The organism is Pseudomonas canadensis (assembly GCF_030980095.1).
GTDB classification, from domain to species: domain Bacteria; phylum Pseudomonadota; class Gammaproteobacteria; order Pseudomonadales; family Pseudomonadaceae; genus Aquipseudomonas; species Aquipseudomonas canadensis.
On the sequence record NZ_CP133298.1, the window covers coordinates 1,391,406 to 1,413,761 of the forward strand.

At 60.9% G+C, this 22,356-nt stretch carries 21 protein-coding genes; 5 read left to right on the forward strand and 16 right to left on the reverse strand.

Translation table 11 applies throughout. The annotated features are described in order from the left end of the window. Positions 1 to 38: 38 nt before the first annotated feature. From RB216_RS06340 to rpoS, 3 genes are all read left to right on the forward strand, one after another. Positions 39 to 674 carry a protein-L-isoaspartate(D-aspartate) O-methyltransferase gene (locus tag RB216_RS06340; protein ID WP_010212427.1) on the forward strand — a complete coding sequence of 212 codons (636 nt, stop codon included), beginning with the start codon at positions 39 to 41 and terminating at the stop codon, positions 672 to 674. A gap of 209 nt (positions 675 to 883) precedes the next feature. Next, a complete protein-coding gene (locus RB216_RS06345) occupies positions 884 to 1,720 on the forward strand; it encodes a peptidoglycan DD-metalloendopeptidase family protein (RefSeq protein ID WP_028619218.1) in 837 nt (278 codons plus the stop codon). Positions 1,721 to 1,826: 106 nt separating this feature from the next. Next, positions 1,827 to 2,831, forward strand: a complete 1,005-nt coding sequence (rpoS, locus tag RB216_RS06350; protein WP_025855149.1) for an RNA polymerase sigma factor RpoS — start codon at positions 1,827 to 1,829, stop codon at positions 2,829 to 2,831. A 242-nt stretch (positions 2,832 to 3,073) separates the two neighbouring features. Here the strand turns inward: rpoS and RB216_RS06355 are convergent, their stop codons facing one another. Continuing rightward, entirely contained in the window at positions 3,074 to 3,283 is a 210-nt protein-coding gene (locus RB216_RS06355) for a cold-shock protein (protein ID WP_002554837.1), read from the reverse strand. A 389-nt stretch (positions 3,284 to 3,672) separates the two neighbouring features. On the opposite strand from RB216_RS06355, the gene dcd reads away from it, so the two are divergent. After that, positions 3,673 to 4,239 carry a dCTP deaminase gene (dcd, locus tag RB216_RS06360; RefSeq protein ID WP_010212421.1) on the forward strand — a complete coding sequence of 189 codons (567 nt, stop codon included), beginning with the start codon at positions 3,673 to 3,675 and terminating at the stop codon, positions 4,237 to 4,239. A 108-nt stretch (positions 4,240 to 4,347) separates the two neighbouring features. Then, complete coding sequence (locus RB216_RS06365) at positions 4,348 to 4,545, forward strand: hypothetical protein (protein WP_016976883.1); 198 nt, start codon at positions 4,348 to 4,350, stop codon at positions 4,543 to 4,545. 3 nt (positions 4,546 to 4,548) lie between these two features. Here RB216_RS06365 and pdeM read toward each other — a convergent pair whose 3' ends face one another. From pdeM to RB216_RS06440, 15 genes are all read right to left on the reverse strand, one after another. Beyond that, positions 4,549 to 5,199, reverse strand: coding sequence for a ligase-associated DNA damage response endonuclease PdeM (gene pdeM, locus RB216_RS06370; RefSeq protein ID WP_308908435.1), 651 nt, complete (start codon positions 5,197 to 5,199; stop codon positions 4,549 to 4,551). After that, positions 5,199 to 7,679: a ligase-associated DNA damage response DEXH box helicase gene (locus RB216_RS06375; RefSeq protein WP_308908436.1), complete on the reverse strand. Its 2,481-nt coding sequence runs from the start codon at positions 7,677 to 7,679 to the stop codon at positions 5,199 to 5,201. The genes pdeM and RB216_RS06375 overlap by 1 nt, the downstream gene beginning before the upstream one ends. A gap of 57 nt (positions 7,680 to 7,736) precedes the next feature. Next, the gene (locus RB216_RS06380) at positions 7,737 to 8,501 is read right to left on the reverse strand and encodes an ABC transporter ATP-binding protein (RefSeq protein WP_016976886.1); all 765 of its coding nucleotides are present in this window, start codon (positions 8,499 to 8,501) and stop codon (positions 7,737 to 7,739) included. A 13-nt stretch (positions 8,502 to 8,514) separates the two neighbouring features. Continuing rightward, complete coding sequence (locus tag RB216_RS06385) at positions 8,515 to 9,633, reverse strand: succinylglutamate desuccinylase/aspartoacylase family protein (RefSeq protein WP_028619221.1); 1,119 nt, start codon at positions 9,631 to 9,633, stop codon at positions 8,515 to 8,517. 9 nt (positions 9,634 to 9,642) lie between these two features. Further along, positions 9,643 to 10,353 (reverse strand): ABC transporter permease, encoded by a 711-nt coding sequence (locus RB216_RS06390; RefSeq protein ID WP_028619222.1) that lies wholly within the window; start codon positions 10,351 to 10,353, stop codon positions 9,643 to 9,645. Beyond that, the gene (locus RB216_RS06395) at positions 10,350 to 11,078 is read right to left on the reverse strand and encodes an ABC transporter permease (protein WP_028619223.1); all 729 of its coding nucleotides are present in this window, start codon (positions 11,076 to 11,078) and stop codon (positions 10,350 to 10,352) included. Before RB216_RS06395 ends, RB216_RS06390 begins: the two co-directional genes overlap by 4 nt. A gap of 56 nt (positions 11,079 to 11,134) precedes the next feature. Then, positions 11,135 to 11,914, reverse strand: coding sequence for a transporter substrate-binding domain-containing protein (locus tag RB216_RS06400; protein WP_021492416.1), 780 nt, complete (start codon positions 11,912 to 11,914; stop codon positions 11,135 to 11,137). Positions 11,915 to 12,253: 339 nt separating this feature from the next. Continuing rightward, entirely contained in the window at positions 12,254 to 13,888 is a 1,635-nt protein-coding gene (locus tag RB216_RS06405) for an ATP-dependent DNA ligase (RefSeq protein WP_308908437.1), read from the reverse strand. Further along, complete coding sequence (locus tag RB216_RS06410) at positions 13,885 to 14,889, reverse strand: ligase-associated DNA damage response exonuclease (protein WP_028619225.1); 1,005 nt, start codon at positions 14,887 to 14,889, stop codon at positions 13,885 to 13,887. The genes RB216_RS06405 and RB216_RS06410 overlap by 4 nt, the downstream gene beginning before the upstream one ends. Positions 14,890 to 15,137: 248 nt before the next feature. Beyond that, entirely contained in the window at positions 15,138 to 17,579 is a 2,442-nt protein-coding gene (locus RB216_RS06415; RefSeq protein ID WP_308908438.1) for a penicillin acylase family protein, read from the reverse strand. A gap of 217 nt (positions 17,580 to 17,796) precedes the next feature. Then, positions 17,797 to 18,441 (reverse strand): glutathione S-transferase N-terminal domain-containing protein, encoded by a 645-nt coding sequence (locus RB216_RS06420; RefSeq protein ID WP_126569966.1) that lies wholly within the window; start codon positions 18,439 to 18,441, stop codon positions 17,797 to 17,799. 105 nt (positions 18,442 to 18,546) lie between these two features. Continuing rightward, a complete protein-coding gene (locus tag RB216_RS06425) occupies positions 18,547 to 19,332 on the reverse strand; it encodes an ABC transporter ATP-binding protein (protein WP_198581459.1) in 786 nt (261 codons plus the stop codon). After that, positions 19,329 to 20,387, reverse strand: coding sequence for a FecCD family ABC transporter permease (locus RB216_RS06430; protein ID WP_028619229.1), 1,059 nt, complete (start codon positions 20,385 to 20,387; stop codon positions 19,329 to 19,331). The genes RB216_RS06425 and RB216_RS06430 overlap by 4 nt, the downstream gene beginning before the upstream one ends. Positions 20,388 to 20,518: 131 nt before the next feature. Continuing rightward, positions 20,519 to 21,646, reverse strand: coding sequence for an ABC transporter substrate-binding protein (locus RB216_RS06435; RefSeq protein ID WP_068931522.1), 1,128 nt, complete (start codon positions 21,644 to 21,646; stop codon positions 20,519 to 20,521). 28 nt (positions 21,647 to 21,674) lie between these two features. Beyond that, positions 21,675 to 22,355, reverse strand: coding sequence for a Fe2+-dependent dioxygenase (locus tag RB216_RS06440; protein ID WP_068931523.1), 681 nt, complete (start codon positions 22,353 to 22,355; stop codon positions 21,675 to 21,677). Between the last annotated feature and the right edge of the window lies 1 nt (position 22,356).

The following is a 22,356-nucleotide window of genomic DNA, read 5'->3' on the forward strand; positions in this document are numbered from 1 at the left end:
GCCGTGAACAAGACGACTTGCTGCGCCGGGGGATCGGGATGACGTCCCAGCGTACCCGCGAACGCTTGATCCAGCGCTTGTACGAAGAGGGGTTGTCCAACGCTCAGGTGCTGGAAGTGATCCGGCGCACGCCTCGGCATCTGTTTGTCGATGAAGCCCTGGCCCACCGAGCCTACGAAGACACCGCACTGCCCATCGGCCACAACCAGACCATCTCCCAGCCGTATATGGTGGCGCGCATGAGCGAGCTGCTGCTGGCGGCGGGACCTTTGGACAAAGTGCTGGAGATCGGTACCGGCTCCGGCTACCAGACCGCCGTGCTGGCGCAACTGGTGGAGCGGGTGTTCTCGGTCGAGCGCATCAAGGTGCTGCAAGACCGTGCCAAGGAACGCCTGGTCGAGTTGAACCTGCGCAACGTGGTGTTTCGCTGGGGCGATGGCTGGGAAGGCTGGCCGGCGCTGGCGCCTTACAACGGCATTATCGTCACCGCCGTGGCTACCGATGTGCCCCAAGCGTTGCTCGATCAACTTGCTCCAGGCGGACGGCTGGTCATCCCGGTGGGCTCCGGAGAAGTGCAACAATTGATGCTCATTATCCGTGAGGAAGAAGGTTTTTCCCGGCATGTACTGGGCGCTGTGCGCTTCGTGCCGCTGCTCAACGGGCCGCTGGCCTGAGCATTTGTTTGCAGGCATTGAATTCTGTTGGCGGGGATGTGTCTTACGGCGGGGTCCATCGAGTCAACATGATCGGGCGTCGGCATTAAACGCGATGAACTTTTCGTTTCAGTCGTGTGCCGGTAAAAAGACAATGCCCAGTTATACTTGCGTCATATTTCAAGCCTGATACAGGCATTCATGTTCAGCCACCACAAAGGGAGCGGCGGGTGAGTCTCACAGGTCTTGCGCAGCGTATGAGTAAAACAAGCTTTCATCGACTGGTGCTTGGCCTCGTCTTCAGTTCCGTGTTGGTAGGATGCTCCAGCTCGCCAAGCAGCGGCGCGCGGGTGGTTGACCGTAATAATGCGGTCCCGCAGAAACCGACGGTGACCACCGGGCAATACGTGGTGCGCAAGGGCGACACGATGTTCTCGATCGCCTTCCGTTATGGTTGGGATTACAAGGCACTTGCAGCTCGTAACAATATTCCTGTGCCCTACACGATACATCCGGGTCAGACGATTCGCTTCGACGGGCGCACCGGTTCAACGCCTACGGCAGTTGTGACAAACACCGGATCTTCGCCGTCGTCATCGAGCAAAACTACTATCATCACCCGGCCTGCGGGCACCGCCACGCCGGCCCCTGCGGCCAAGCCGGCACCCGCGCCGTTGCCACCTGCCGGGCCTGCACCGACCGGTTGGGGATGGCCTTCAAACGGAGTGTTAATTGGAAAATTCTCTTCAAACGGTAGTTTGAATAAAGGCATTGATATCGCCGGAGATTTGGGACAGCCTGTTTTAGCTGCGTCTGATGGGACAGTGGTGTACGCCGGGAGTGGTTTACGGGGCTACGGCGAGCTGGTCATCATCAAACACAGCGATACCTACGTCAGTGCTTACGGCCATAACCGTAGGCTGTTGGTTCGGGAGGGGCAGCAGGTCAAGGTCGGACAGACAATTGCCGAAATGGGGTCAACTGGTACAGACCGGGTGAAACTGCACTTTGAGATTCGCCGCCAAGGGAAACCTGTAGATCCGCTGCAATTCCTACCCCGTCGTTGATGTGTTGCACAGCCTGTTCCCTCACGTAGAAGGAACAGGCTCCAGCGTTGCCAAGGATAAAGGCGCCGCTTGAGCTTGAGGTCGAACTCACCAAAGGACTATAACAATGGCTCTCAGTAAAGAAGCGCCGGAGTTTGACATCGACGATGAGGTTCTCCTTATGGAGACCGGTATCGCTACGGAATCGATGTCGAATGAGGGACCTGCTGTACCTTCAGTTCGCACCAAATCCAAGAACTCCACCGCGTTAAAGCAACACAAGTACATTGACTACACACGGGCGCTCGATGCCACTCAGCTGTACCTCAATGAAATCGGCTTTTCCCCTCTGCTGACCCCCGAAGAAGAAGTCCATTTTGCGCGATTGTCGCAAAAGGGCGACCCGGCTGGGCGCAAGCGCATGATTGAAAGCAACCTGCGCCTGGTGGTGAAAATCGCCCGGCGCTACGTCAATCGTGGGCTGTCCCTGTTGGACCTGATCGAGGAAGGCAACCTGGGCCTGATCCGGGCTGTGGAGAAGTTCGACCCCGAGCGTGGCTTCCGCTTTTCGACCTATGCCACCTGGTGGATTCGCCAGACCATCGAACGGGCGATCATGAATCAGACCCGCACGATCCGGTTGCCGATCCATGTGGTCAAGGAGCTCAACGTCTACCTGCGGGCAGCGCGTGAGCTTACCCAAAAACTCGATCATGAACCTTCGCCTGAAGAAATCGCCAACCTGCTGGAAAAACCGGTAGGAGAGGTCAAGCGCATGCTGGGTCTCAATGAGCGCGTGTCTTCGGTCGATGTCTCGCTGGGTCCTGATTCGGATAAAACCCTGCTGGACACCCTGACGGATGATCGTCCTACCGATCCTTGCGAGCTGTTGCAGGACGATGATCTTTCCCAAAGCATTGACCAGTGGCTGTCGGAGCTCACGGACAAGCAGCGTGAGGTGGTGATTCGCCGCTTCGGCCTGCGCGGCCATGAGAGCAGCACCCTGGAGGACGTAGGCCTGGAGATCGGCCTGACCCGTGAGCGGGTGCGGCAGATCCAGGTAGAAGGGCTCAAGCGCTTGCGTGAGATCCTGGAGAAGAATGGCTTGTCGAGTGAGTCGTTGTTTCAGTAACGATTGATAAGACCGCTATGACAAAACGCCCGGTGCATGGGAATGCACCGGGCGTTTTGCTGTGCGCTGATCATTCGTTGCCAACACTGCCCCTGTAGGAGCCCGGCTTGCCGGTGATGAGGCCCTCAAGACCGCCATCTCCGGCAAGCCGGGCTCCTACAGGGGAGGGTGTAGCACCGAATCCCAGGCATAAAAAAACCCCGCTTTTAAGGGCGGGGTCTTTTCGACTAAGTCAGTACAAGTTAGATAACTTGAACTTCTTCAGCTTGCATGCCTTTCTGACCGCGGGTAGCGATGAAAGAAACCTGTTGGCCTTCTTTCAGGCTTTTGAAGCCGTCGGATTGGATAGCTTTGAAGTGAACGAACAGGTCGTCACCGGATTGTGGAGTGATGAAGCCGAAGCCTTTTTCATCGTTGAACCACTTAACGGTACCAGTTTGGCGATTAGACATGGTGTATCTCCTTGGACAAAGTTAACTGCGACTCAGGAAAAGCCCTGGCCGAGACTGAGTGCAAAGAGCAGGAAAAATTCTTGGAGATGGTTGGATCGAAATTCAACATATCGTGTAGAGATTCTCAGTGACACAAGCAGCACAGTGGCGCCACCTTAACCCTTTTTCCGGGACGTGCCAATGATATTTCCGAAGGTTTCTCCAAATTCGTGACTGGCGGTGGTATTTCCGCTCACCGGACATGCCAGCACAGGTCCCGGCCCCACTGGGCGCGGCTTATAGGAGCAGGCACATTCGTCAAGAAAAGCCCTGCGGCCTTTGAACCCCAACGCCAGCCCCGGTAAGATGCCCCACAGAATTTTTCCACCTCGCTATTCAGGACACCCGCCATGAGCATCAAATCGGACAAGTGGATTCGCCGCATGGCGCAGGAACACGGCATGATCGAACCGTTCGTCGAGCGCCAGATCCGTGGTCAGGGCGATGCACCGGTGATTTCCTACGGCGTTTCCAGCTACGGCTACGATGTGCGCTGCGCCGATGAGTTCAAGGTGTTCACCAACATCAATTCGGCGATCGTCGATCCAAAGAACTTTGACGAAAAGAGCTTCGTCGACGTCAAGAGCGACGTGTGCATCATTCCGCCGAACTCCTTCGCCCTGGCGCGCACCGTGGAATTCTTCCGTATTCCCCGTGACGTGCTGACCATCTGCCTGGGTAAAAGCACCTACGCGCGGTGCGGCATCATCGTCAACGTGACACCGCTTGAACCCGAGTGGGAAGGTCACGTGACCCTGGAGTTCTCCAACACCACCACGCTGCCGGCGAAAATCTACGCCAACGAAGGCGTGGCGCAGATGCTGTTCCTGCAGTCCGACGAGGCCTGTGAAGTGTCCTACAAAGACCGTGCAGGCAAGTATCAGGGCCAGCGCGGCGTCACTCTCCCACGCGCTTGATCGAAAGCTCCTACGCGTAAAGGGAATTAGTCTGCAAAAAGCGACTCTATCTAGGTGTACTGCCCCGGTGCGTGTAAAACGCGCCGGGCCACGCTTGAGGAGTACTTTATGAAGCTCGACCCGCGAATAAGCGCAGAACTTGCCCGGCTTGAACCCAATCAGATTGGCGTTCTGGCCTGGTCCCTGATGGCCGACCCTGCTTATGCGGGCGGCATCCCCGGTCAACCCGAGCCGGATTACCCACAACCGACCGAGCCTGGCGAGCCGACCCTGCCGGACGAGCCGCCACCCGCGCCGGTTGCCTGATCCCTAACCCACTGGCCAGACGTCATGATCGCCAATCACATAGATTCGGCGGTCATTGTCCTGTTCCACTCTATGCCCGCCGGTAAATGCACCGAACGCCGGCAGCAGGCTCACTCGGGCACCGACCACAAAGCACGGCAGCCTTAAGCTCTGTCGTCCCTTGCCACGTAACCGATACACCGGATGCACATGCCCCGCCAGGACGTGGTGGCTGGGGTGGGCGTCAGGTTCGTGCTGCAAGGCAAAAGGGCCTATCAGCAGCGGCTCCGTGACCACCTCTACCCTCAAGTCCTCGGGCGGGTCCCCCGCGCGTTTATCGTGATTGCCACGAATCAAAGTCATGGGCAGGTCAGGATTAAGCGCTCGCCAGCTTCTTAAAGCGCCCAACGTGCCACTGGCGTGCGATCCCGGGCCGTGCAGGAAATCGCCGAGAAAAATCACCTGAGCACAGGGTAGCGCTGAGAGCAGCCGGTCCAGGCGCTGCAAGTTCTCGGTGGTGGTGCCTTGCGGCACCGGTTGCCCCAGGCTGCGATACGCCGAGGCTTTGCCGAAATGCGCATCGGCGATCATCAGGCATTGGCGTGCAGGCCAGTAGACCGCCTTGTCCGCCAGTAACCATAGTTCTTCACCCTCCAGCCTCACCGTGCACACCATCAGCGCTTTCCGTTATCCGCGACTTTTTCCAGGTCCTTGACCATGCGTGCGATGCGTTCCGAGAGTTTTTCCGAACTCAGGCTTTCGCGCATCCGTTCAACCAACAATGGAAAGGCCAGGGGTGTAGGTCGTTCGATCGGATGCAAGTCCAGTTTCAGCGCGCAAAGATGGCGCAACGTCTCTTCCAGCCGACGAATATCCAGCTCATCGCGTAAGACTTCTTCGCCTGCCTGAGCCAGCAACAGATTCTGCGGGTCGTACTGCTTGAACACCTCAAAGAACAAACCGCTGGAGGCCTGCACTTGCCGCGTACTTTTTGGTGCGCCTGGATAGCCGGCAAACACCAGCCCGGCAATGCGAGCGATCTCACGGAAGCGGCGCAGGGCCAGCTCCCCGGCATTCAGGCTGGCCGCCACGTCTTCCCGCAAATGTTCAGGGCTCAGTAGCGCATCATTCAGCAATGCCGGCCAATCCACTGCAGTGGCACTCAATAACTCCAGCCCGTAATCATTGACTGCGATCGAAAATGTCACCGCCTGCTGTTGACTCACACGCCACGCCAGCAGGCTCGCCAAACCCAGGTGCACTTGGCGCCCGGCAAAGGGATAGAGGAACAGGTGCCAGCCTTCCCGTGACTTCAGCGCCTCTGCCAGCAGATGTTCGCGCGTCGGCAAGCCGGACCAGCGTAACTGCGTTTGCAACAAAGGTTGCACCGCTTGCATCTCCGGTCCCTCGAAGCGGCCATGGGCCGCTGCATCAAAGCGTTCCACCACCGCTTGCGCCAGCTCATTGGAAAGCGGCATGCGTCCGCCATTCCAGCGCGGCACGGCGGCTTTCTTGGCAGTGCTGCGACGTACATAGGCGGTCATGTTTTCCACGCGCACCAACTCCAGCAGGCGGCCGGCGAACAGAAAGCCATCTCCCGGCTTTAGCCGCGCAATAAACCCCTCCTCGACACTGCCCAGGTTCTTGCCGCCACCGCCCTTGCTCCAGAATTTCAAGTGGATGCTCGCATCACTGACGATGGTGCCCACGCTCATTCGATGGCGCCGCGCCAGCCGGGCATCCGGGACACGCCAGATACCGTCTTCGTCCGGTTCCACCCGGCGATAATCCGGATAGGCGGTCAACGACAGCCCACCATGCCGCACAAAACCCAGGGCCCAGGCCCAGTCTTCATCCGTCAGGTCGTGATAGGCCCAGGCGCCGCGCACTTCCGTCAGCAAGGCCTCAGGCGTGAAGCCACCCCCCAATGCCATGCTGACCAAGTGCTGTACGAGTACATCCAACGGCTTGTACGGCGATTCCCGCGCTTCGATACGCCGTTGCGCGATCGCATCCTGGGCGGCGGCGGCTTCAACCAGCTCAAGGCTATGGGTGGGCACCAATGTCACCCTCGACGGCCGTCCCGGTGCATGCCCCGAGCGCCCGGCGCGCTGCATCAGCCGCGCTATGCCTTTGGCCGAACCGATCTGCAACACCCGCTCCACCGGCAGGAAGTCCACCCCCAGGTCCAGGCTTGAGGTGCACACCACCGCTTTGAGCTGGCCGTCTTTCAAGGCCCGTTCCACCCAGTCACGGGTCTCTCGGGACAGCGAACCATGGTGCAGCGCAATCACCCCAGCCCAATCGGGGCGGGCGTCCAGCAATGCCTGGAACCAAATCTCCGACTGCGCCCGCGTATTGGTAAACACCAGGCAACTGCTGCTGGCGTCCACTTGCGCCACCACCTGGGGCAGCATCTTCAAACCAATATGCCCGGCCCACGGAAAGCGTTCGGTCACGGGGGGCAATAAGGTGTCGATGACCAACTGTTTAGCCGTCTGCCCCTGCACATTGATCCCGTCGCCTTGTGGAACCAACACCTCCAGTGCGTGGGATTGGTTACCCAAGGTGGCCGAAATCCCCCACACCATCAATTCGGGATGCCAGCGCCGCAGGCGCGCCAAGGCCAGTTGCAACTGCACACCGCGCTTGTTGCCGATCAGCTCATGCCATTCATCCACCACCACCATGCGCAGGTGCGCCAGGCTCACTTCGCTGTCGGCACGCGCCAGCATCAGCGTCAGGCTTTCCGGGGTGGTGACCAGTGCGGTGGGCTGGCGGCGGGTCTGGCGTGCGCGCTCGCCGCTGCTGGTGTCGCCGGTGCGCAGGCCGACGCTCCAGGGAATTTGCAACGCCTCAAGCGGGGCTTCAAGGGCGCGGGCGGTGTCGGCGGCCAGCGCGCGCATGGGCGTGATCCACAGCACCGTCAGCGGCTCAGCGGGTGGTTTGCGTTTAGCGGTTACAGGTGGGCGAGTGATGGCGAAGCGGTTGAGGGCGGCGAACCACAGCGCATAGGTTTTACCCGCACCGGTGCTGGCATGCAGCAGCCCCGATTGGCCGCTCTTGACCGCCGCCCATACCTCTTTCTGGAAGGCAAACGGCTTCCAGCCTTTGGCGGCAAACCAGTGTTTGGCGAAATCGGTGGGTTTTGCCATGGGGCGGCTGACACTCTGGAAGGCCTATTCCACAGACCCTCCAGAGCGGCCAAAGGTTTACTTCAAATTGCCACTCAAAAACTGCTGCAAACGCTCGCTCTTCGGATTGCCCAGCACGTCTTCCGGCGCGCCTTGCTCTTCCACCAGGCCCTGATGCAGGAACAACACCTGGCTCGACACCTTGCGTGCAAAGCTCATTTCGTGGGTCACCATGATCATGGTGCGGCCTTCCTCGGCCAAACCCTGGATCACCTTCAACACTTCGCCCACCAGCTCCGGGTCGAGGGCCGAGGTGGGTTCGTCGAACAGCATCACCTCCGGCTCCATGGCCAAGGCGCGGGCGATGGCGACGCGCTGTTGCTGGCCGCCGGAGAGGAACGCCGGGTACTGATCGGCCACGCGTGCAGGGAGGCCGACTTTATCCAGATAACGACGGGCACGGTCCTCGGCGTCCTTCTTGCTGCAACCCAGCACCCGACGCGGGGCCATGGTGATGTTTTCCAGCACGCTCATGTGGCTCCACAGGTTGAAGTGCTGGAACACCATCGCCAGGCGCGTGCGCAGGCGCTGTAATTCGGCGTCATCGGCCACGCGCATGCCGTGGCGGTCACTGACCATGCGGATCGGCTGGCCGTCGAGGGTCATGGCGCCGTCGTTGGGCGTTTCCAGGAAGTTGATGCAGCGCAAAAAGGTGCTCTTGCCCGAGCCGCTGGCGCCGATCAAGCTGATCACGTCACCGGTCTTGGCCTTGAGCGAAACACCTTTGAGCACCTCATTGTCGCCATAGCTTTTATGCAGGCCTTCAACGGTCAATTTGTACATGGGGCGTGCATCCTCAAGGCGAAAGTAGATAGCCGCTGCGGTAGGCCTCGGTGCCGGCGACATGGGCGATGACCATCCCGGCAGTGGCCATGCGGCGCAGCGAACGGGCGTAAAGCAGGCCGGCATTGCGACAATGCACGGGCGTCACGCGGTCAAAAATGGGGTCGATGACTTCAGCGATCAGTTGTCCGGCGTCCAGGTATTCACCGGGCAAGGCGCGGAATACCAGCAGGCCGCCCATGGGCGTCGCCACCGGCTCAACGCCTGCCAGCGGTGTGGCCGGGTAGGGCAGGTCGGGCAGTGGTGCGGCTTCCCCGGCAATGGCGCCGAAGTGGATCAGGTAATCGATGATCGCCTGGCAGTCGAGGGCGGCCAAGCCGTGATTGACGTCGCCCTGGCCACGCAGTTCGAGGGTCACCGAAAAGCTGCCCATGGGGATCGGGAAGCGCTCGCCGAAGCGTTGCTGCAACTGCCACCACACCAGGGTGAAACACTCATCGAAGGATTGCCCGCCGGAGTCGGTCGCCAGCAGATTGGCCTCCGAGCCGATGTAACGCGCCAATGGTTCCACCTGCGGCCAGGCCTCGGGTGTGGTGTACAGGTGCGCCACGGCTTCAAAGTCGCAATGCAGATCCAGCACCATGTCGGCATCGCACGCCAGGCGTTGCAGCACCAGGCGCTGGGATTGCAGTTGGGTCTCGGCGCTTTGCGCAGCGAGGGCGGTAGACAGCGCGGCGCGGATCAACTCGACGTTGTGCTGGGGATCTTCCCCAAGCAGCTCCTCGACTTGATTACCCACCGCCTCACTGAGGTCGACAAACAGGCGATTGAAGTTCTGCCCGCTTTCCAGCTCGTAGCGGCCCAGCGGGATATCCATCAGCACCTGTTCCAGGCCCACCGGGTTGGCGATGGGCACCAGCACAATCTCGCTGCGCAGGCGACCGGCCGCCGCCAGTTCAGCCAGGCGTACTTTGAGGTGCCAAGCCACCAGCATGCCTGGCAGTTCATCGGCATGCAGCGACGACTGGATATAGATCTTGCCTTCGGCCTGTTCCGGGCCGAAGTGAAAACTGTGAATCTGCCGTGCCGTCCCTGGCACCGGCGCGATCAGTTCATGGACCTGATGACGCATAAAAACTCCTTAATGACTCGGCCCGAGGAAGGCCAGCCAACGACGCTCCGCCAAGCGGAACAGACCGACCAGGGCAAAGGTCACGGTCAGGTAGATCAGCGCAGCGATACCGAATGATTGAAAGGTCATGAAAGTGGCCGAGTTGGCATCCCGCGCCACTTTGAGGATGTCCGGGATCGTCGCGGTGAAGGCCACCGTGGTCGAGTGCAGCATCAGGATCACTTCATTGCTGTAGTAGGGCAGCGAACGACGCAACGCCGACGGCATGATCACATAGGCGTACAACTTCCAGCCGCTCAAGCCGTAGGCCTTGGCCGCTTCGACTTCGCCATGGGCCATGCTGCGGATCGCCCCGGCGAAAATCTCCGTGGTGTACGCGCAGGTGTTGAGGGCGAAGGCCAGGATGGTGCAGTTCATCGCGTCGCGAAAGAACGCATCCAGCAACGGTTGTTCGCGCACGGCGGCGAGGCTGTAGATGCCGGTGTAGCAGATCAGCAACTGGATATAGAGCGGCGTGCCCCGGAACAGGTACGTGTAGAACTGCACCGGCCAACGCACCAGGCGCTTGCGCGACACACGGGCGATGGACAACGGGATCGACACCAGAAAGCCGATGACCAGCGCGGCAGTGAGCAGCCACATCGTCATGGCCAGGCCGGTGATGTGCTGGCCGTCGCTATAAAGGAAGGGGCGCCAGTATTCCTGCAAGAGTTCGATCATCGCACGGCCTCCCGGGCACCCGCGGAGTAGCGACGTTCAAGGCGGCGCAGGACGAAGTTGGACGCGCTGGTGATCAACAGGTAGATCAACGCCGCGAGGACCAAAAAGTAGAACAACTGATAGGTGCTCTTGCCGGCATCCTGGGCAGCCTTGACCAGGTCGGCCAGGCCGATGATCGACACAAGGGCCGTGGCCTTGAGCATCACCATCCAGTTATTGCCGATTCCCGGCAGGGCAAAGCGCATCATCTGCGGGAAGGTCACGTAGCGAAACCGCTGGCCGCGCTTGAGGCCATAGGCCGTGGCGGCTTCCAGTTGGCCACGGGGCACCGCGAGGATCGCGCCGCGAAAGGTCTCGGTGAAGTACGCACCGTAGATAAAACCGAGGGTGATCACCCCGGCGCTGAAGGGGTCGATCTCGATGTATTCCCACTCCATGAAGTCGGTCAAGCCGGTCAGCCAGGTTTGCAGGCTGTAGAAAATCAACAGCATCAGCACCAGGTCGGGCACGCCGCGAATCAACGTGGTGTAGAGCTGGGCGGGAATACGCAGGAAGGGCAGGCTGGAGAGTTTGGCGCTGGCGCCGAGCAGGCCCAGCAACACGCTGACGGCCAGGGACAGCACCGACAACTTGATAGTCATCCAGGTGCCTTGCAGCAACAGCGGGCCGAAACCCTTCAAGCTGAGCGTGCTCAACCCGAGGGTTTGCAACAATTCTTCGAACATAAATCAGGACCTATGGCGATAAAAAAGCGCCCCTCCGGGGAAGGGCGCTCCAGGCATTATTTGCCGCTGTACAGGTTCAGATCGCCAAAGTGTTTCTTCTGGATGGTGGCGTAGGTGCCATCATCGTGTAACGCTTTGATACCTTTATCCAAAAGCGCCTTCAGCTCAGTGTTACCTTTTTTGATACCGATGGCGGTTTTCGACGGCAGCAACGGGTCGTCGATGGCCGCGCTGACTTCGTAACCGGCGCCTGCCGGCGACTTCAGGAAGCCCAGTTCGGCTTGCAGCATGTCCTGCACGGATGCGTCGAGACGCCCGGAGGTCAGGTCGGCATACACCTGGTCCTGGTTGGCGTAGGCCTTGGTGGTCACACCGGCTTTATCCAATACGGCCTTGGCATAGGCTTCCTGGATGGTGCCTTGCTCGTAGCCCACGGACTTGCCCTTGAGGGACTCAGGTGTGGAGTAGCCTGCGCCTTTCTTGAATACCAGCGAAGTAGGGCCGGAGAACAGTTCACTGGAGAAGTCGATGGCCTTTTCACGCACCGGGGTCACGGTCATGGACGAAATCACGCCGTCGAACTTGTTGGCCTTGAGGCCTGGAATCATGCCGTCGAAGTCACTTTCAACCCACTTGCACTTCACTTTCAGCTCGGCGCAGATCGCATTGCCCAGGTCGATATCGAAGCCCACCAGGCTGCCGTCGGCGGCCTTGGATTCGAACGGCGCGTAGGACGGATCGACACCAAAACGCAGTTCCTTGTATTCCTTGGCCAGCGCGGAACCGGCGGCCATGCACAGGGCCAGTGCAGAAAGGGTCAGCAATGCTTTTTTCATTATGTAATCCCTGGAAACCAAGATAAGCGCTTGTGGCGCATTTAGGACTGTTACTGAACGGTGTCAGACGGATCACAAGTAGCAATTTCTGCACCATAGTTCCGAATGTAGTTCCGAATGGTCGTTTTAAAAGGTGGGACAAGGGAGAGCTGAGTGTAGGAGATGCCCGAAAATGGGCGCGCAAAAAACAGTGCACCAATTTGGTTCTGGCGCAGATCAATAATGTGGGAGCTGGCTTGCCTGCGATGGCGGTGGATCAGAGAATTCATTTTTCACTGACACGCCGCCATCGCAGGCAAGCCAGCTCCCACAAGGATTTGTGCCATTTTTAAGCAGGAATCAGGTCAGGAGGTCTTGCAGGGCGGCAAGGTTGTCAGCGTCTTCCACGGTTTTATCCTGCCGCCACCGCAACATCCGTGGAAACCGCACCGCAATCCCACTCTTGTGCCGCTTGGACAGGGCAATGCCTTCGAACCCCAGTTCGAACACCATGCTCGGCGTGACGCTGCTCACCGGGCCGAACTTTTCCACCGTGGTCTTGCGCACAATCGCATCGACCTTGCGCATCTCTTCGTCGGTCAGGCCGGAGTAGGCCTTGGCGAATGGCACTAGCGTGCGTTCGCTGCCGGGCGGGCCGTCCCACACGGCAAACGTGTAGTCGCTGTAGAGGCTGGCGCGTCGACCGTGACCGCGTTGGGCATAGATCAACACCGCATCGACGCTGAACGGGTCGACCTTCCACTTCCACCACACGCCCATGTCCTTGGTGCGGCCGACGCCGTACAGGCCATCGCGTGCTTTAAGCATCATGCCTTCCACACCGAGACTGCGCGAGGCTTCGCGTTGTTCGGCCAGTTCTTCCCAGGTTGCACCGGTCAACAGGGGAGATGCCAGTAATACCGGCCGGTTGCACTGGGCAATTACCTGCTCAAGTTGCGTGCGACGCTCAGCCTGGGTGTGGTTGCGCCAATCGTCGCCCTGATGTTCCAGCAGGTCGTAGGCCAGCACCGCAACCGGGGCGTCCTCCAGCACTTTTTTGCTCAGGGTCTTGCGCCCAATCCGTTGTTGGAGCAGCGCGAACGGTTGCACCGCGTCTTTCCACACCACGATTTCGCCGTCGATCACCGTGCCGTCGGGCAAGCCGCTTACCAGGCTATGCAGTTCGGGGAAGCGCTCAGTCACCAATTCTTCGCCACGGGACCAGATCCACAGGCGGCCGTCACGCTTCACCAGTTGCGCGCGGATGCCATCCCACTTCCATTCCACTTGCCAGTCGGCGGGAGAGCCAAGCAAATCGTTGAATTGCTCCACGGGTTGCGCCAAACCATGGGCGAGAAAAAACGGATAAGGCTGCCCGCCGCGTTGCGCATGTTCGTCGGGCGATTCGGCGGCGATGAGCTTGAGATAACCCTGCGGCGTAGGACGGTTAGACAGATCGGTGTAGCCCACCAGCCGTTGCGCCACGCGCTTGCTGTCCAGATCGGCCATTGCGGCGAGGGCGCGGGTGACCAGTAGCTTGGACACGCCCACACGGAAGCTGCCGGTGATCAACTTGATGCAGACCATCAGGCTGGGTTGATCCAGTTGCGCCCATAACGCAGGTAGACGCTCGGCCAATTCCAATGGCGGCAAGCCACGCAGGGGTAGGAGTTTTTCCTCCAGCCACACCGCCAGGCCGTCCTCCGAGGTGTAGGTAGATTCCGGCAGCAGCAGGGAAATGGTTTCTGCCAGATCGCCCACTGATTGGTAGCTTTCTTCAAACAACCATGGCTCGATACCCGATGCTTCAGTGGCCATGTCCCGCAGCAGGCGCGTCGGCACCAGTTGCCGAGGGCGTCCGCCGGAAAGGAAATACACGGCCCAGGCCGCATCTTCCGGCGCAGCATCGCGGAAGTAGGCTTGCAGCGCGGCCAGCTTGGCGTTGCTGGAGGTGGTGGCGTCGAGGTTGGCGTACAGCTCGGCAAAGGCCTTCATGCGCTGGCCTCTTCTTCGTCGTCACCGTATTCAGTGGTGAAGCCCTGGGCATCCAGGCCTTTTTCCCGCAGATGGCGTACCAATACTCCGACAGACCCGTGGGTAACCATCACCCGCTCGGCGCCGGTTTGCTCGATGGCCCACAACAGGCCGGGCCAATCGGCGTGGTCCGATAGCACAAAACCTCGGTCCACGCCGCGCCTGCGTCGGGTGCCGCGCAGGCGCATCCAGCCGCTGGCGAAGGCGTCGCTGTAGTCGCCGAAGCGCTTGATCCAACTGCTGCCGCCGGCCGAGGGTGGGGCGATGATCAAGGCCTGGCGCAGCAGTGGGTCGGTTTTCTTGAAGTCACCGGCGTAGAGGGTTTCAGGAATATAGATGCCGGCCTCACGGTACACCCGGTTCAACGGCTCGACCGCGCCATGGCTGAGGATCGGGCCGATGCTGGCGTCGATGCCATGCAGGATGCGCTGGGCCTTGCCGAAGGAATAACAGAACAACACGCTGGCTTTGCCGGCGGCGATATTCGCCTGCCACCAATCGTTGATCCCGGCGAAGATCTGCGCCTGGGGCTGCCAGCGGTAGATCGGCAGGCCGAAGGTCGACTCGGTAATAAAGGTATGGCAGCGCACCGGTTCGAAGGGCGCGCAGGTGCCGTCGGGCTCGACTTTGTAGTCACCGGACGCGACCCAGACTTCGCCCCGGTATTCCAGGCGCACCTGGGCCGAACCCAAGACATGCCCGGCAGGGTGAAAACTCAAGGTGACGCCGTGGTGGACCAGTGGCTCGCCGTAGGCCAGGGTCTGCAGGTTGATGTCCTGGCCCAGTCGTGAACGCAGGATGCCTTCGCCGGGGGCTGCCGCCAGGTAGTGCTGGTTGCCGGTGCGCGCGTGGTCGCCATGGGCGTGGGTGATGACCGAGCGCTCCACCGGGCGCCAGGGGTCGATGTAGAAATCTCCGGCGGGGCAGTAGAGGCCTTCGGGGCGGGCAATGACAAGGTCCATGGGCGTGCCGGGGGCGATGGGCTTATCAGGTAGGAGGCGGGCGGGCGATGAGAAGTTCGATTAACTATTGTAGTGAGCGGGCTCGTTGTGGTGAGCGGGCTTGCCCCGCGCTTGGGCGCGAAGCGGCCCCAATCCAGTCAACGCATGCTTCCAGTCAGAAACAGGTCGCCTGGTTTTAGGGCGGCTTCGCCACCCAGCGCGGGGCAAGCCCGCTCACCACAGTAAAAGCCCGCCCCACACTTGCCGGATTATTTGCCCGGCGTCAGGGTCAACCGAGCCTTTCCATACACCTTTTCGAAGTTCTGCGGTTGCATCGGGAAGCTAAGGTATTGCGCCTTGAGCGACGGGTCGATGCCGTTGGCATAGTTCGGGCTGGCCGGGTTGCCGGACTGCCCGATGCCGCCCTGGCCCATCATCGGTTCCACCTGGCCAAAGTCGACGATCATGCGCAGCGCCGGTACCTGGGTGGTGGTGAAGTCCTGGCCCCAGCTGTACGGCGCCGGGTTCAAGGTGTTGTGGTCGCCACCGGACGCCAGTGGGCCGCGAATCACCTGGCCATTGGTGTTTTTCCAAGTGGTGGTGTGCAGTTTGCCCCACTGCCAGGCCTTGTGATCGGCTCCCAATTGGCTATCACCGGCAGTGATCGCGGCGGCCAGGCTGCGGGCGAGGATCGCCGGTTTGTCTTCTTTCTGCGGGGTGCGCACGTCATCCCAGAATGGGCTGTCTTCGCGACCCAGCAAGTGGTCGGCCTGGGCGGCGTAGGACAGGTTGGCATTGCTGACAAACGCCTTCCAGCTGGCACTGTTTTCCGGGCCGAGTTCGTCGAGGAAGATCTGTTTGGTGCTTTCCTGCAGGAACAGTTCATAGATCGCCGCGTCGGCGGAGGTGGATACCAAGCGGCCATCAAAGGCCATCAGGCGGCCCAGTGCTTCACGTGCCTTGACCTGTTCGGCCGCCGGCAGCGCGTCAATCGCCTGTTTCAGCGGCTGGGCCATGCCCGGTGCCTGGAACAGGGTCTTGAGCTTGGCGGCGAAGGTCGTCGTCTGGTCGTACTGCATGGCGATCATGCTGCGGCTGTCATGCTTGCCGGCATTGGCCAGTTGCGCCAGGCGCTCGCTGCGCTCCGGGGCATCCCAGGAGTTGGACAGTTGCATGCCATAACCGCGCGGCGCGGTGCGCTGGTTGGCGGTGCCGATCCAGCCTTGAGCCGGGTCCTGGTCGTAGGGGTGCAGCATCGCATCGGCGTAACCGTCCCAGTCAAAACGCGTGTCCCAGCCCGGCGACGGCAGCAGGCCCTCACCTTCACGGCGGTTAGGGAAGCGCCCGGTGACTTGCCAGCCAATATTGCTGGCGTCGGCGAAGATCATGTTCAGCGCAATGGCGCGAATTTCGCGGGTTGCGTCCGAGGCCTTGCCCGCGTTTTGGGCGCGGGACAGGTCGAAGAACGCGTCCAGGCTCTTGTCGTCCTTGAAGTCGGCGGTTTGCAGCGCCAAACCCAGGCCCGTGGTCAGCGCCTGGCTGCTGTTAAGCAGGGCGCCGTGACGGGTTTCGTACACCACTTCGCGAATCGAGCGTTGGCCTTTGACGAAGAAGGTTTCGTTTCGCACACCGGCGGGTAGCCATTTGCCGTTGTTCTCGTAGTACAACGCGCTGCCCTGGCGTTTGACCTTTTCCAGGAACAGGTCCTGGGTGTCGCCCTTGACCGTGCTCATGCTCCACGCGACCTTGCCGTTAAAACCGGACAACAGCATCGGCAAGCCAGCAATCGAGGCGCCCACGGCCTGGTATTTCGGCGCACGGATCTGCACGTAGCTCCACGGCGACGGCGCTTGCGGCTGGGCGGCGAGGTCGCCTGCCAACAGGCTCTTACCGCTGCGGCTGCGTTGCGGGCCGATGGCCCAGTTGCTCGAGGTAGTGACTGCCAGTGAATTGAGACTGCTCAGTTGTTGGCTGACCGTATCCAGGCCGGCGAGACCGGTGATCTGGCCCAGGTTCACGCCCTTGAGTTTCTCGGCCTCGGCCAGCGGGATCGCTTCATCCGGTGCGCTGGGCGTGAGCCAGGCGAGTTTGTCGACGCCGACTTTCTGCGCCAGCACCAGCGACGAAATTTCTTCCTGCAGGTTGGCCGATTCGCTGAAATTCAGCAGGCAGAACAGCAGTGCCGAGTCTTCCGGCTTCCAGTACTCGGGCGTGTAGCCGGTCTGTGCCAGGTCCGGCGGCAGCTTGTCGCGGTAGCGGAACAGGTAGGCGTTGACGCCACGCGCATACACTTCGAAGAAGCGCTTGAGGCGCGGGCTTGACGCGTTATACAGCTCGCCGGCGCTTTTTTTCAGGTTGACCGCGCGCATGAACCGGTCGACATCCAGCACCTCCGGCCCGGACATTTCCGCCAGGCGGCCCTGGGCCAGCAGGCGCAGGGTGACCATCTGCGTGATGCGGTCACTGGCGTGCACATAACCGAGGCTGAACAGCGCGTCATGGAAGGTGTTGCTTTCAATCAACGGCATGCCTTGGGCATTGCGGCGCACGGACACATTCTGTGCCAGGCCTTTGATCGGCTGCACGCCGGCAACCGGGGGCAGGGAGTCCTGGGTGCTCTGGAGCTGGCAACCGGCCAGGCTTAACGCACTGGCCACTGCCGCGGCAACGCCGAACCGGGGAAGAAAATGTGAGAGGGCTGGCGAGGCCATGGCAAAGCTCCTGCGGGGGTAGCGTCAGTAAAGGCGCTACGTTAGTGAGCGCGGCGAAACGACGCAAGCGGGAGTCGATGCTTATTTATCGATTGATTTGTAAAACGCGTAATAACTGTAGGAACCGGCTTGCCGGCGATGAAGCCGTCAGCCTCAGCGAAGATGGCGACTGTTCAATCGCCATCGCCGGCAAGCCGGCTCCTACAAAGGGCCAGGCTCAGGATTTGGGCGGGTTCACTTTCTGCACCAGCTCATACGCCCGGACCGTCGCTGGCCGTTCCTTGATGCTGTTGAACCAGCGATGCAGATGTGGGAAATCTTCCAGGCGTTGGCTCTGCCACTTGTGGGAAACGATCCACGGGTAGATCGCCATATCGGCGATGCTGTAGGCCTCGCCCGCCACGAACGCACGGTCCGCCAGGCGTCGGTCGAGCACGCCGTAAAGGCGGGCGGTTTCATCCACGTAGCGCTTGATCGCGTAAGGGATTTTCTCTGGTGCGAACTGGCTGAAGTGATGATTCTGACCCGCCATCGGCCCCAGGCCGCCCATTTGCCAGAACAGCCATTGCAGCGCTTCCTGACGACCACGCAGGTCTTTTGGAAGGAACTGGCCGGTTTTTTCCGCGAGGTACAGCAGGATCGCGCCGGATTCAAACAGCGAAATCGGCGCGCCACCGTCGGTCGGATCCTGATCGACGATGGCTGGAATGCGGTTGTTGGGAGCGATCTTCAGGAAGTCAGGCTTGAACTGTTCGCCCTGGCCGATATTGATCGGGTGCACCTTATAGGGTAGGCCGGCTTCTTCCAGGAACAGCGATACTTTGTGACCGTTGGGGGTAGTCCAGTAGTACAGGTCGATCATGAAGCTCTCCAAAAGTGGTGATGCTTGAGCGAATGCCTGTAGGTATAGGTAATGTTGGGTGTGCGAAAATTCAATGAAACATTTGCGCATACCCTTAGAAGCAAATTAAAAGGCGCCGTCCACCAACACCTGCACGGTCTGCTGCGAACAGCGCTCGATGCGTGCCCGCACGCGATACACCTCGGCAAACAGCAGTGGGTTAAGCACGTCGTCCGCTGCACCGCTGGCATACAAGCGTCCCTGGCGCAGCACGGCAATATGGTCGGCGAAGCGCGCGGCGAGGTTGATGTCGTGCAGCACCACCACGGCAATCAGGTTGTGTTCGCGCACCAAATCGCGCACGCAATCCATGACTTTCAGTTGGTAATTGAGGTCTAGGGCGCTGGTGGGTTCGTCCAGCAGCATCACCTGCGGGCGACGCGCGATGAGTTGGGCGAGGCTGACCAATTGGCGTTGGCCACCGGAAAGCGTGCTCAACAGCTGATCAGCCAAATGTGCGATGCCAATGCGTTGCAAGGCGTCGAAGGCTTCACGCAGGCAGGCGTCGCTGGACAACGGGATGCCCTCGACATTGGCCACGCGCAGGGCGGCGATCACACTTTCCATCACGCTGAGGCTCAAGCCTGGCGGCAGGTTCTGCGGCATGTAGGTCACGCGCCGCGCGCGCTCGGCAACAGACATGGCCGACAGGTCAAGGTCACCCAATCGTACAACGCCTTGCATCTTTTCCAGCCCGGCCACGGCACGCAGCAGGGTGGACTTGCCCGCGCCGTTGGGGCCGATCAGAGCGGTCAGGCTGCCGTGGGGCAGGGTGGGCAGACTAAGGTCGTGCACGATCTGCCGACGCCCGTAACTCACCTGGGCGTTGTGTACGCTCAAACCTTCGCTCATAACTGCCTCCCCCGCTTAAACACCAGCACCACGAAAATCGGCACGCCCACCAACGCGGTGACGATGCCCACCGGCACAATCACGCCGGGCATGATCAACTTGCTGGCAATCGACGACAGCGACAGCAGCAACGCGCCGGTCAGGGCGCTGGCCGGCAACAGGAAACGTTGATCTTCGCCCACCAGGATCCGCGCGATATGCGGACCGACCAGGCCGATAAAGCCGATTGTGCCCACAAAGGCCACGGCGGTGGCCGACAGCAGGCTGATGCGCAACAGTGAGAAAAACCGCAGGCGCTTCACGTCCACGCCAAAGCTTTGCGCACGGTCCTCACCCATGCGCAACAGGGTCAGGCGCGGTGCGGCGGCAAAGGAAAACGGCAGCACTACCGCGACCACCAGCGCCAGGATGCCGAGCTTGTCCCAGTTGGCGCGGGTCACACTGCCCAACGTCCAGAACACCAGCTGTTGCAACACGTCTTCGGTGGCCACCAGTTGCAGCAGCGCCACCACCGCGTTGCAACTGAACACCAGGGCGATGCCGAACAGCACCAGGCTTTCCACCCCGGCGCCGCGCAAACGCGACATGGCTTGCAGCAAGAACACCGAAGCCGCGGCGAAGATGAAGGCTGAGAGGGAAATCGCCGTATTGGCCGACACCCACAGCGTCGTCACCGGAAACACAATCACCAGGGACGCGCCCAGCGCTGCGGCCGACGACACGCCCAGGGTGAACGGGCTGGCCAGCGGGTTGTTCAGGATCGCCTGCATCTCGGCCCCGGCCAATGACAGCGCGCAGCCCACCAGCACTGCCATGAGTGCATAGGGTAGGCGCACGTTCCAGATGATTACTTGGTCGGTGGCGCTCAGATGCGACGGGTGCAGGATACCGTCGAGCAAGGCCAGCAGGCCCATACCCGAGGGGCCGCTGGCAAGGTCCACGAGGATGGCGCACACCAGCGCCGTACCGAGCAGGCCCAGCAGCCAGGCGCGCCGCGCCAACAGGCGACGGTAGCCGTCGGTGGCGTTGGCAAGGTCGAGGGTTTGAGTGGTCATTGGGCTCACACAATTTCGAAAACAATAAAGATCTAAATGTGGGAGCGGGCTTGCTCGCGAATGCGGTGTATCAGTCGACATATTCATTGACTGACACTGCGCATTCGCGAGCAAGCCCGCTCCCACAGTTTTTACCGCGTTTCTACAGCGGGCTTGCTGTCGATCCAATAGGCACCCTGCAACGGCATCCCCAGGAATTGCGCGTTGATCTGGTTCATGGTCGCCTGCGGATCCAGCTTGGCGAACAGCTCTGGGTGCACCCATTTGGCCAACGATTCAATCGCCAGCAGGTTGTACGGTGAGTTATAGAAGTCATGCCACAGGCCGTGGGCATTGCCTTCGCGGATTGCACGAAGATTGGCGAATTCGGGACGCGCCAATACCCGGTCCAGCGCCTCGTGGGCTTCATCTGCGCCAACACCCGCGCCCAAGATCAAGCCGGGCTTGCGGTTGCCGGTGGCTATATACACATCCGGGTCGGCCTTGAGCGCGTATTCGACGCTGATATCGCCCAGCGCACCCGGCACCACGCCAGCCGCGATATTGCGCCCGCCGACCAGTGCGATCAGTTCGCCCATGCCACTCTTGCCGGTGGTATGCCCCGGCGCTTGCCAAACGCCGGCCAGCAGTTCGAGGAACACACTCGGGCGCGGCCCCGCCGGCAAGGTGGCGACCGCATCGGTGATCACCTTGATGTGCTGGTCATAGAAGCCCAGGAACGCCTTGGCCTGGGCTTCACGCCCCAATGCCTGGCCCAGCGCAGTCATGCTGGTGTGAGTGCCCTGCACCGGGTTGATGCGGAAGTCGACGAACACCACCGGAATGCCCGCCTTGGCCAGCACATCGGCGACCGGACTGTGTTCGGTCGGGCCGTGACCGGAAATGCTGAACACTGCCAGGTCAGGTTTCAGCGAAAGGATTTCCTCGGCGCTGACGCTTTGTTCCGACGCTTGACCGATCAGCGGGATGTCTTTCACTGTGGGAAATTTCGCCACGTAGGCGTTGTAGGTGTGTTGGTCGAGCAGGCGCAAATCATTCTGCCAGCCGACGATGCGCTGGAAGGGCGCGTCCTTGTCCAGCAACGCAAACGCCGAAATCAGCCGGCCTTCACCTAGGACAACGCGCTTTACGGTGTCCGCCACTTCGACCTTGCGGCCCAGTACGTCGGTGACTTCATGGGCGGCAGCGGATTCAGCGTGGCCAAGGACCAGGGCGCCGAACAGCACACCCAGCTTGAGCAGGTGACGGGGTTTCAACATGGCAGGGACTCCAGGTGCAGGCGGCGCATCAGACATCGCTCCAGCGCCGCAACAGGTTGTGGTAGGCGCCGCTCAGTTGCAGCAGCGCGTGGTGGTCGGCGTCTTGGGCGGTGAGGGTCTGGATGGCGACGTCCATGTCCAATAGCAACTGGCGCTGGCTGTCTTCGCGCACCAGGCTTTCGATCCAGAAAAAACTCGCGATGCGTTCACCGCGGGTGACCGGGTTGATCTTGTGCAGGCTGCTGCCGGGGTAGATCAGCAGGTGGCCGGCGGGCAGCTTCACCGCGTGCTCGCCGAAGGTGTCGCGGATCACCAGTTCACCGCCGTCGTAGCTGGCCGGGTCGGCCAGGAACAGCGTGGCGGAGATGTCGGTGCGCACCCGTTCGCGCACGCCCTTGATGCCGCGAATGGCGTTGTCGATATGCCAGTCGAAGGCTTCACCACCGCTGTAGCGGTTGAACAGCGGCGGGTAAATGCGCTTGGGCAAGGCCGCCGACATGAACAGCGCGTTGTCCGACAGCCGCGCCAGAATCTGCTCACCGATGCGCAGGGCCATCGGTGAATCTTCCGTCAGTTGCCGGTTGTTTTTCGCCATGGCCGAGCGCTGCCCGGCCGTCACCTTGCCGTCCACCCAGGGCTGATCGAGCAAGGCGGCCACGGTGGTGTCGACTTCGCTGGCACTGAGCAATGCCGGGATTTCGATCAGCACG

Bases quoted from the DNA above. Each gene is read 5' to 3' on its own strand.
- RB216_RS06400 (WP_021492416.1), bottom strand. From the start codon at position 11,914: ATGAAAAAAGCATTGCTGACCCTTTCTGCACTGGCCCTGTGCATGGCC.
- pdeM (WP_308908435.1), bottom strand. From the start codon at position 5,199: ATGGTGTGCACGGTGAGGCTGGAGGGTGAAGAACTATGGTTACTGGCG.
- RB216_RS06380 (WP_016976886.1), bottom strand. From the start codon at position 8,501: ATGTACAAATTGACCGTTGAAGGCCTGCATAAAAGCTATGGCGACAAT.
- RB216_RS06415 (WP_308908438.1), bottom strand. From the start codon at position 17,579: ATGGCCTCGCCAGCCCTCTCACATTTTCTTCCCCGGTTCGGCGTTGCC.
- RB216_RS06410 (WP_028619225.1), bottom strand. From the start codon at position 14,889: ATGGACCTTGTCATTGCCCGCCCCGAAGGCCTCTACTGCCCCGCCGGA.
- RB216_RS06385 (WP_028619221.1), bottom strand. From the start codon at position 9,633: ATGCGTCATCAGGTCCATGAACTGATCGCGCCGGTGCCAGGGACGGCA.
- RB216_RS06340 (WP_010212427.1), top strand. From the start codon at position 39: ATGACGTCCCAGCGTACCCGCGAACGCTTGATCCAGCGCTTGTACGAA.
- RB216_RS06375 (WP_308908436.1), bottom strand. From the start codon at position 7,679: ATGGCAAAACCCACCGATTTCGCCAAACACTGGTTTGCCGCCAAAGGC.
- RB216_RS06365 (WP_016976883.1), top strand. From the start codon at position 4,348: ATGAAGCTCGACCCGCGAATAAGCGCAGAACTTGCCCGGCTTGAACCC.
- RB216_RS06405 (WP_308908437.1), bottom strand. From the start codon at position 13,888: ATGAAGGCCTTTGCCGAGCTGTACGCCAACCTCGACGCCACCACCTCC.
- RB216_RS06395 (WP_028619223.1), bottom strand. From the start codon at position 11,078: ATGTTCGAAGAATTGTTGCAAACCCTCGGGTTGAGCACGCTCAGCTTG.
- RB216_RS06435 (WP_068931522.1), bottom strand. From the start codon at position 21,646: ATGTTGAAACCCCGTCACCTGCTCAAGCTGGGTGTGCTGTTCGGCGCC.
- dcd (WP_010212421.1), top strand. From the start codon at position 3,673: ATGAGCATCAAATCGGACAAGTGGATTCGCCGCATGGCGCAGGAACAC.
- rpoS (WP_025855149.1), top strand. From the start codon at position 1,827: ATGGCTCTCAGTAAAGAAGCGCCGGAGTTTGACATCGACGATGAGGTT.
- RB216_RS06430 (WP_028619229.1), bottom strand. From the start codon at position 20,387: ATGACCACTCAAACCCTCGACCTTGCCAACGCCACCGACGGCTACCGT.
- RB216_RS06420 (WP_126569966.1), bottom strand. From the start codon at position 18,441: ATGATCGACCTGTACTACTGGACTACCCCCAACGGTCACAAAGTATCG.
- RB216_RS06390 (WP_028619222.1), bottom strand. From the start codon at position 10,353: ATGATCGAACTCTTGCAGGAATACTGGCGCCCCTTCCTTTATAGCGAC.
- RB216_RS06425 (WP_198581459.1), bottom strand. From the start codon at position 19,332: ATGAGCGAAGGTTTGAGCGTACACAACGCCCAGGTGAGTTACGGGCGT.
- RB216_RS06355 (WP_002554837.1), bottom strand. From the start codon at position 3,283: ATGTCTAATCGCCAAACTGGTACCGTTAAGTGGTTCAACGATGAAAAA.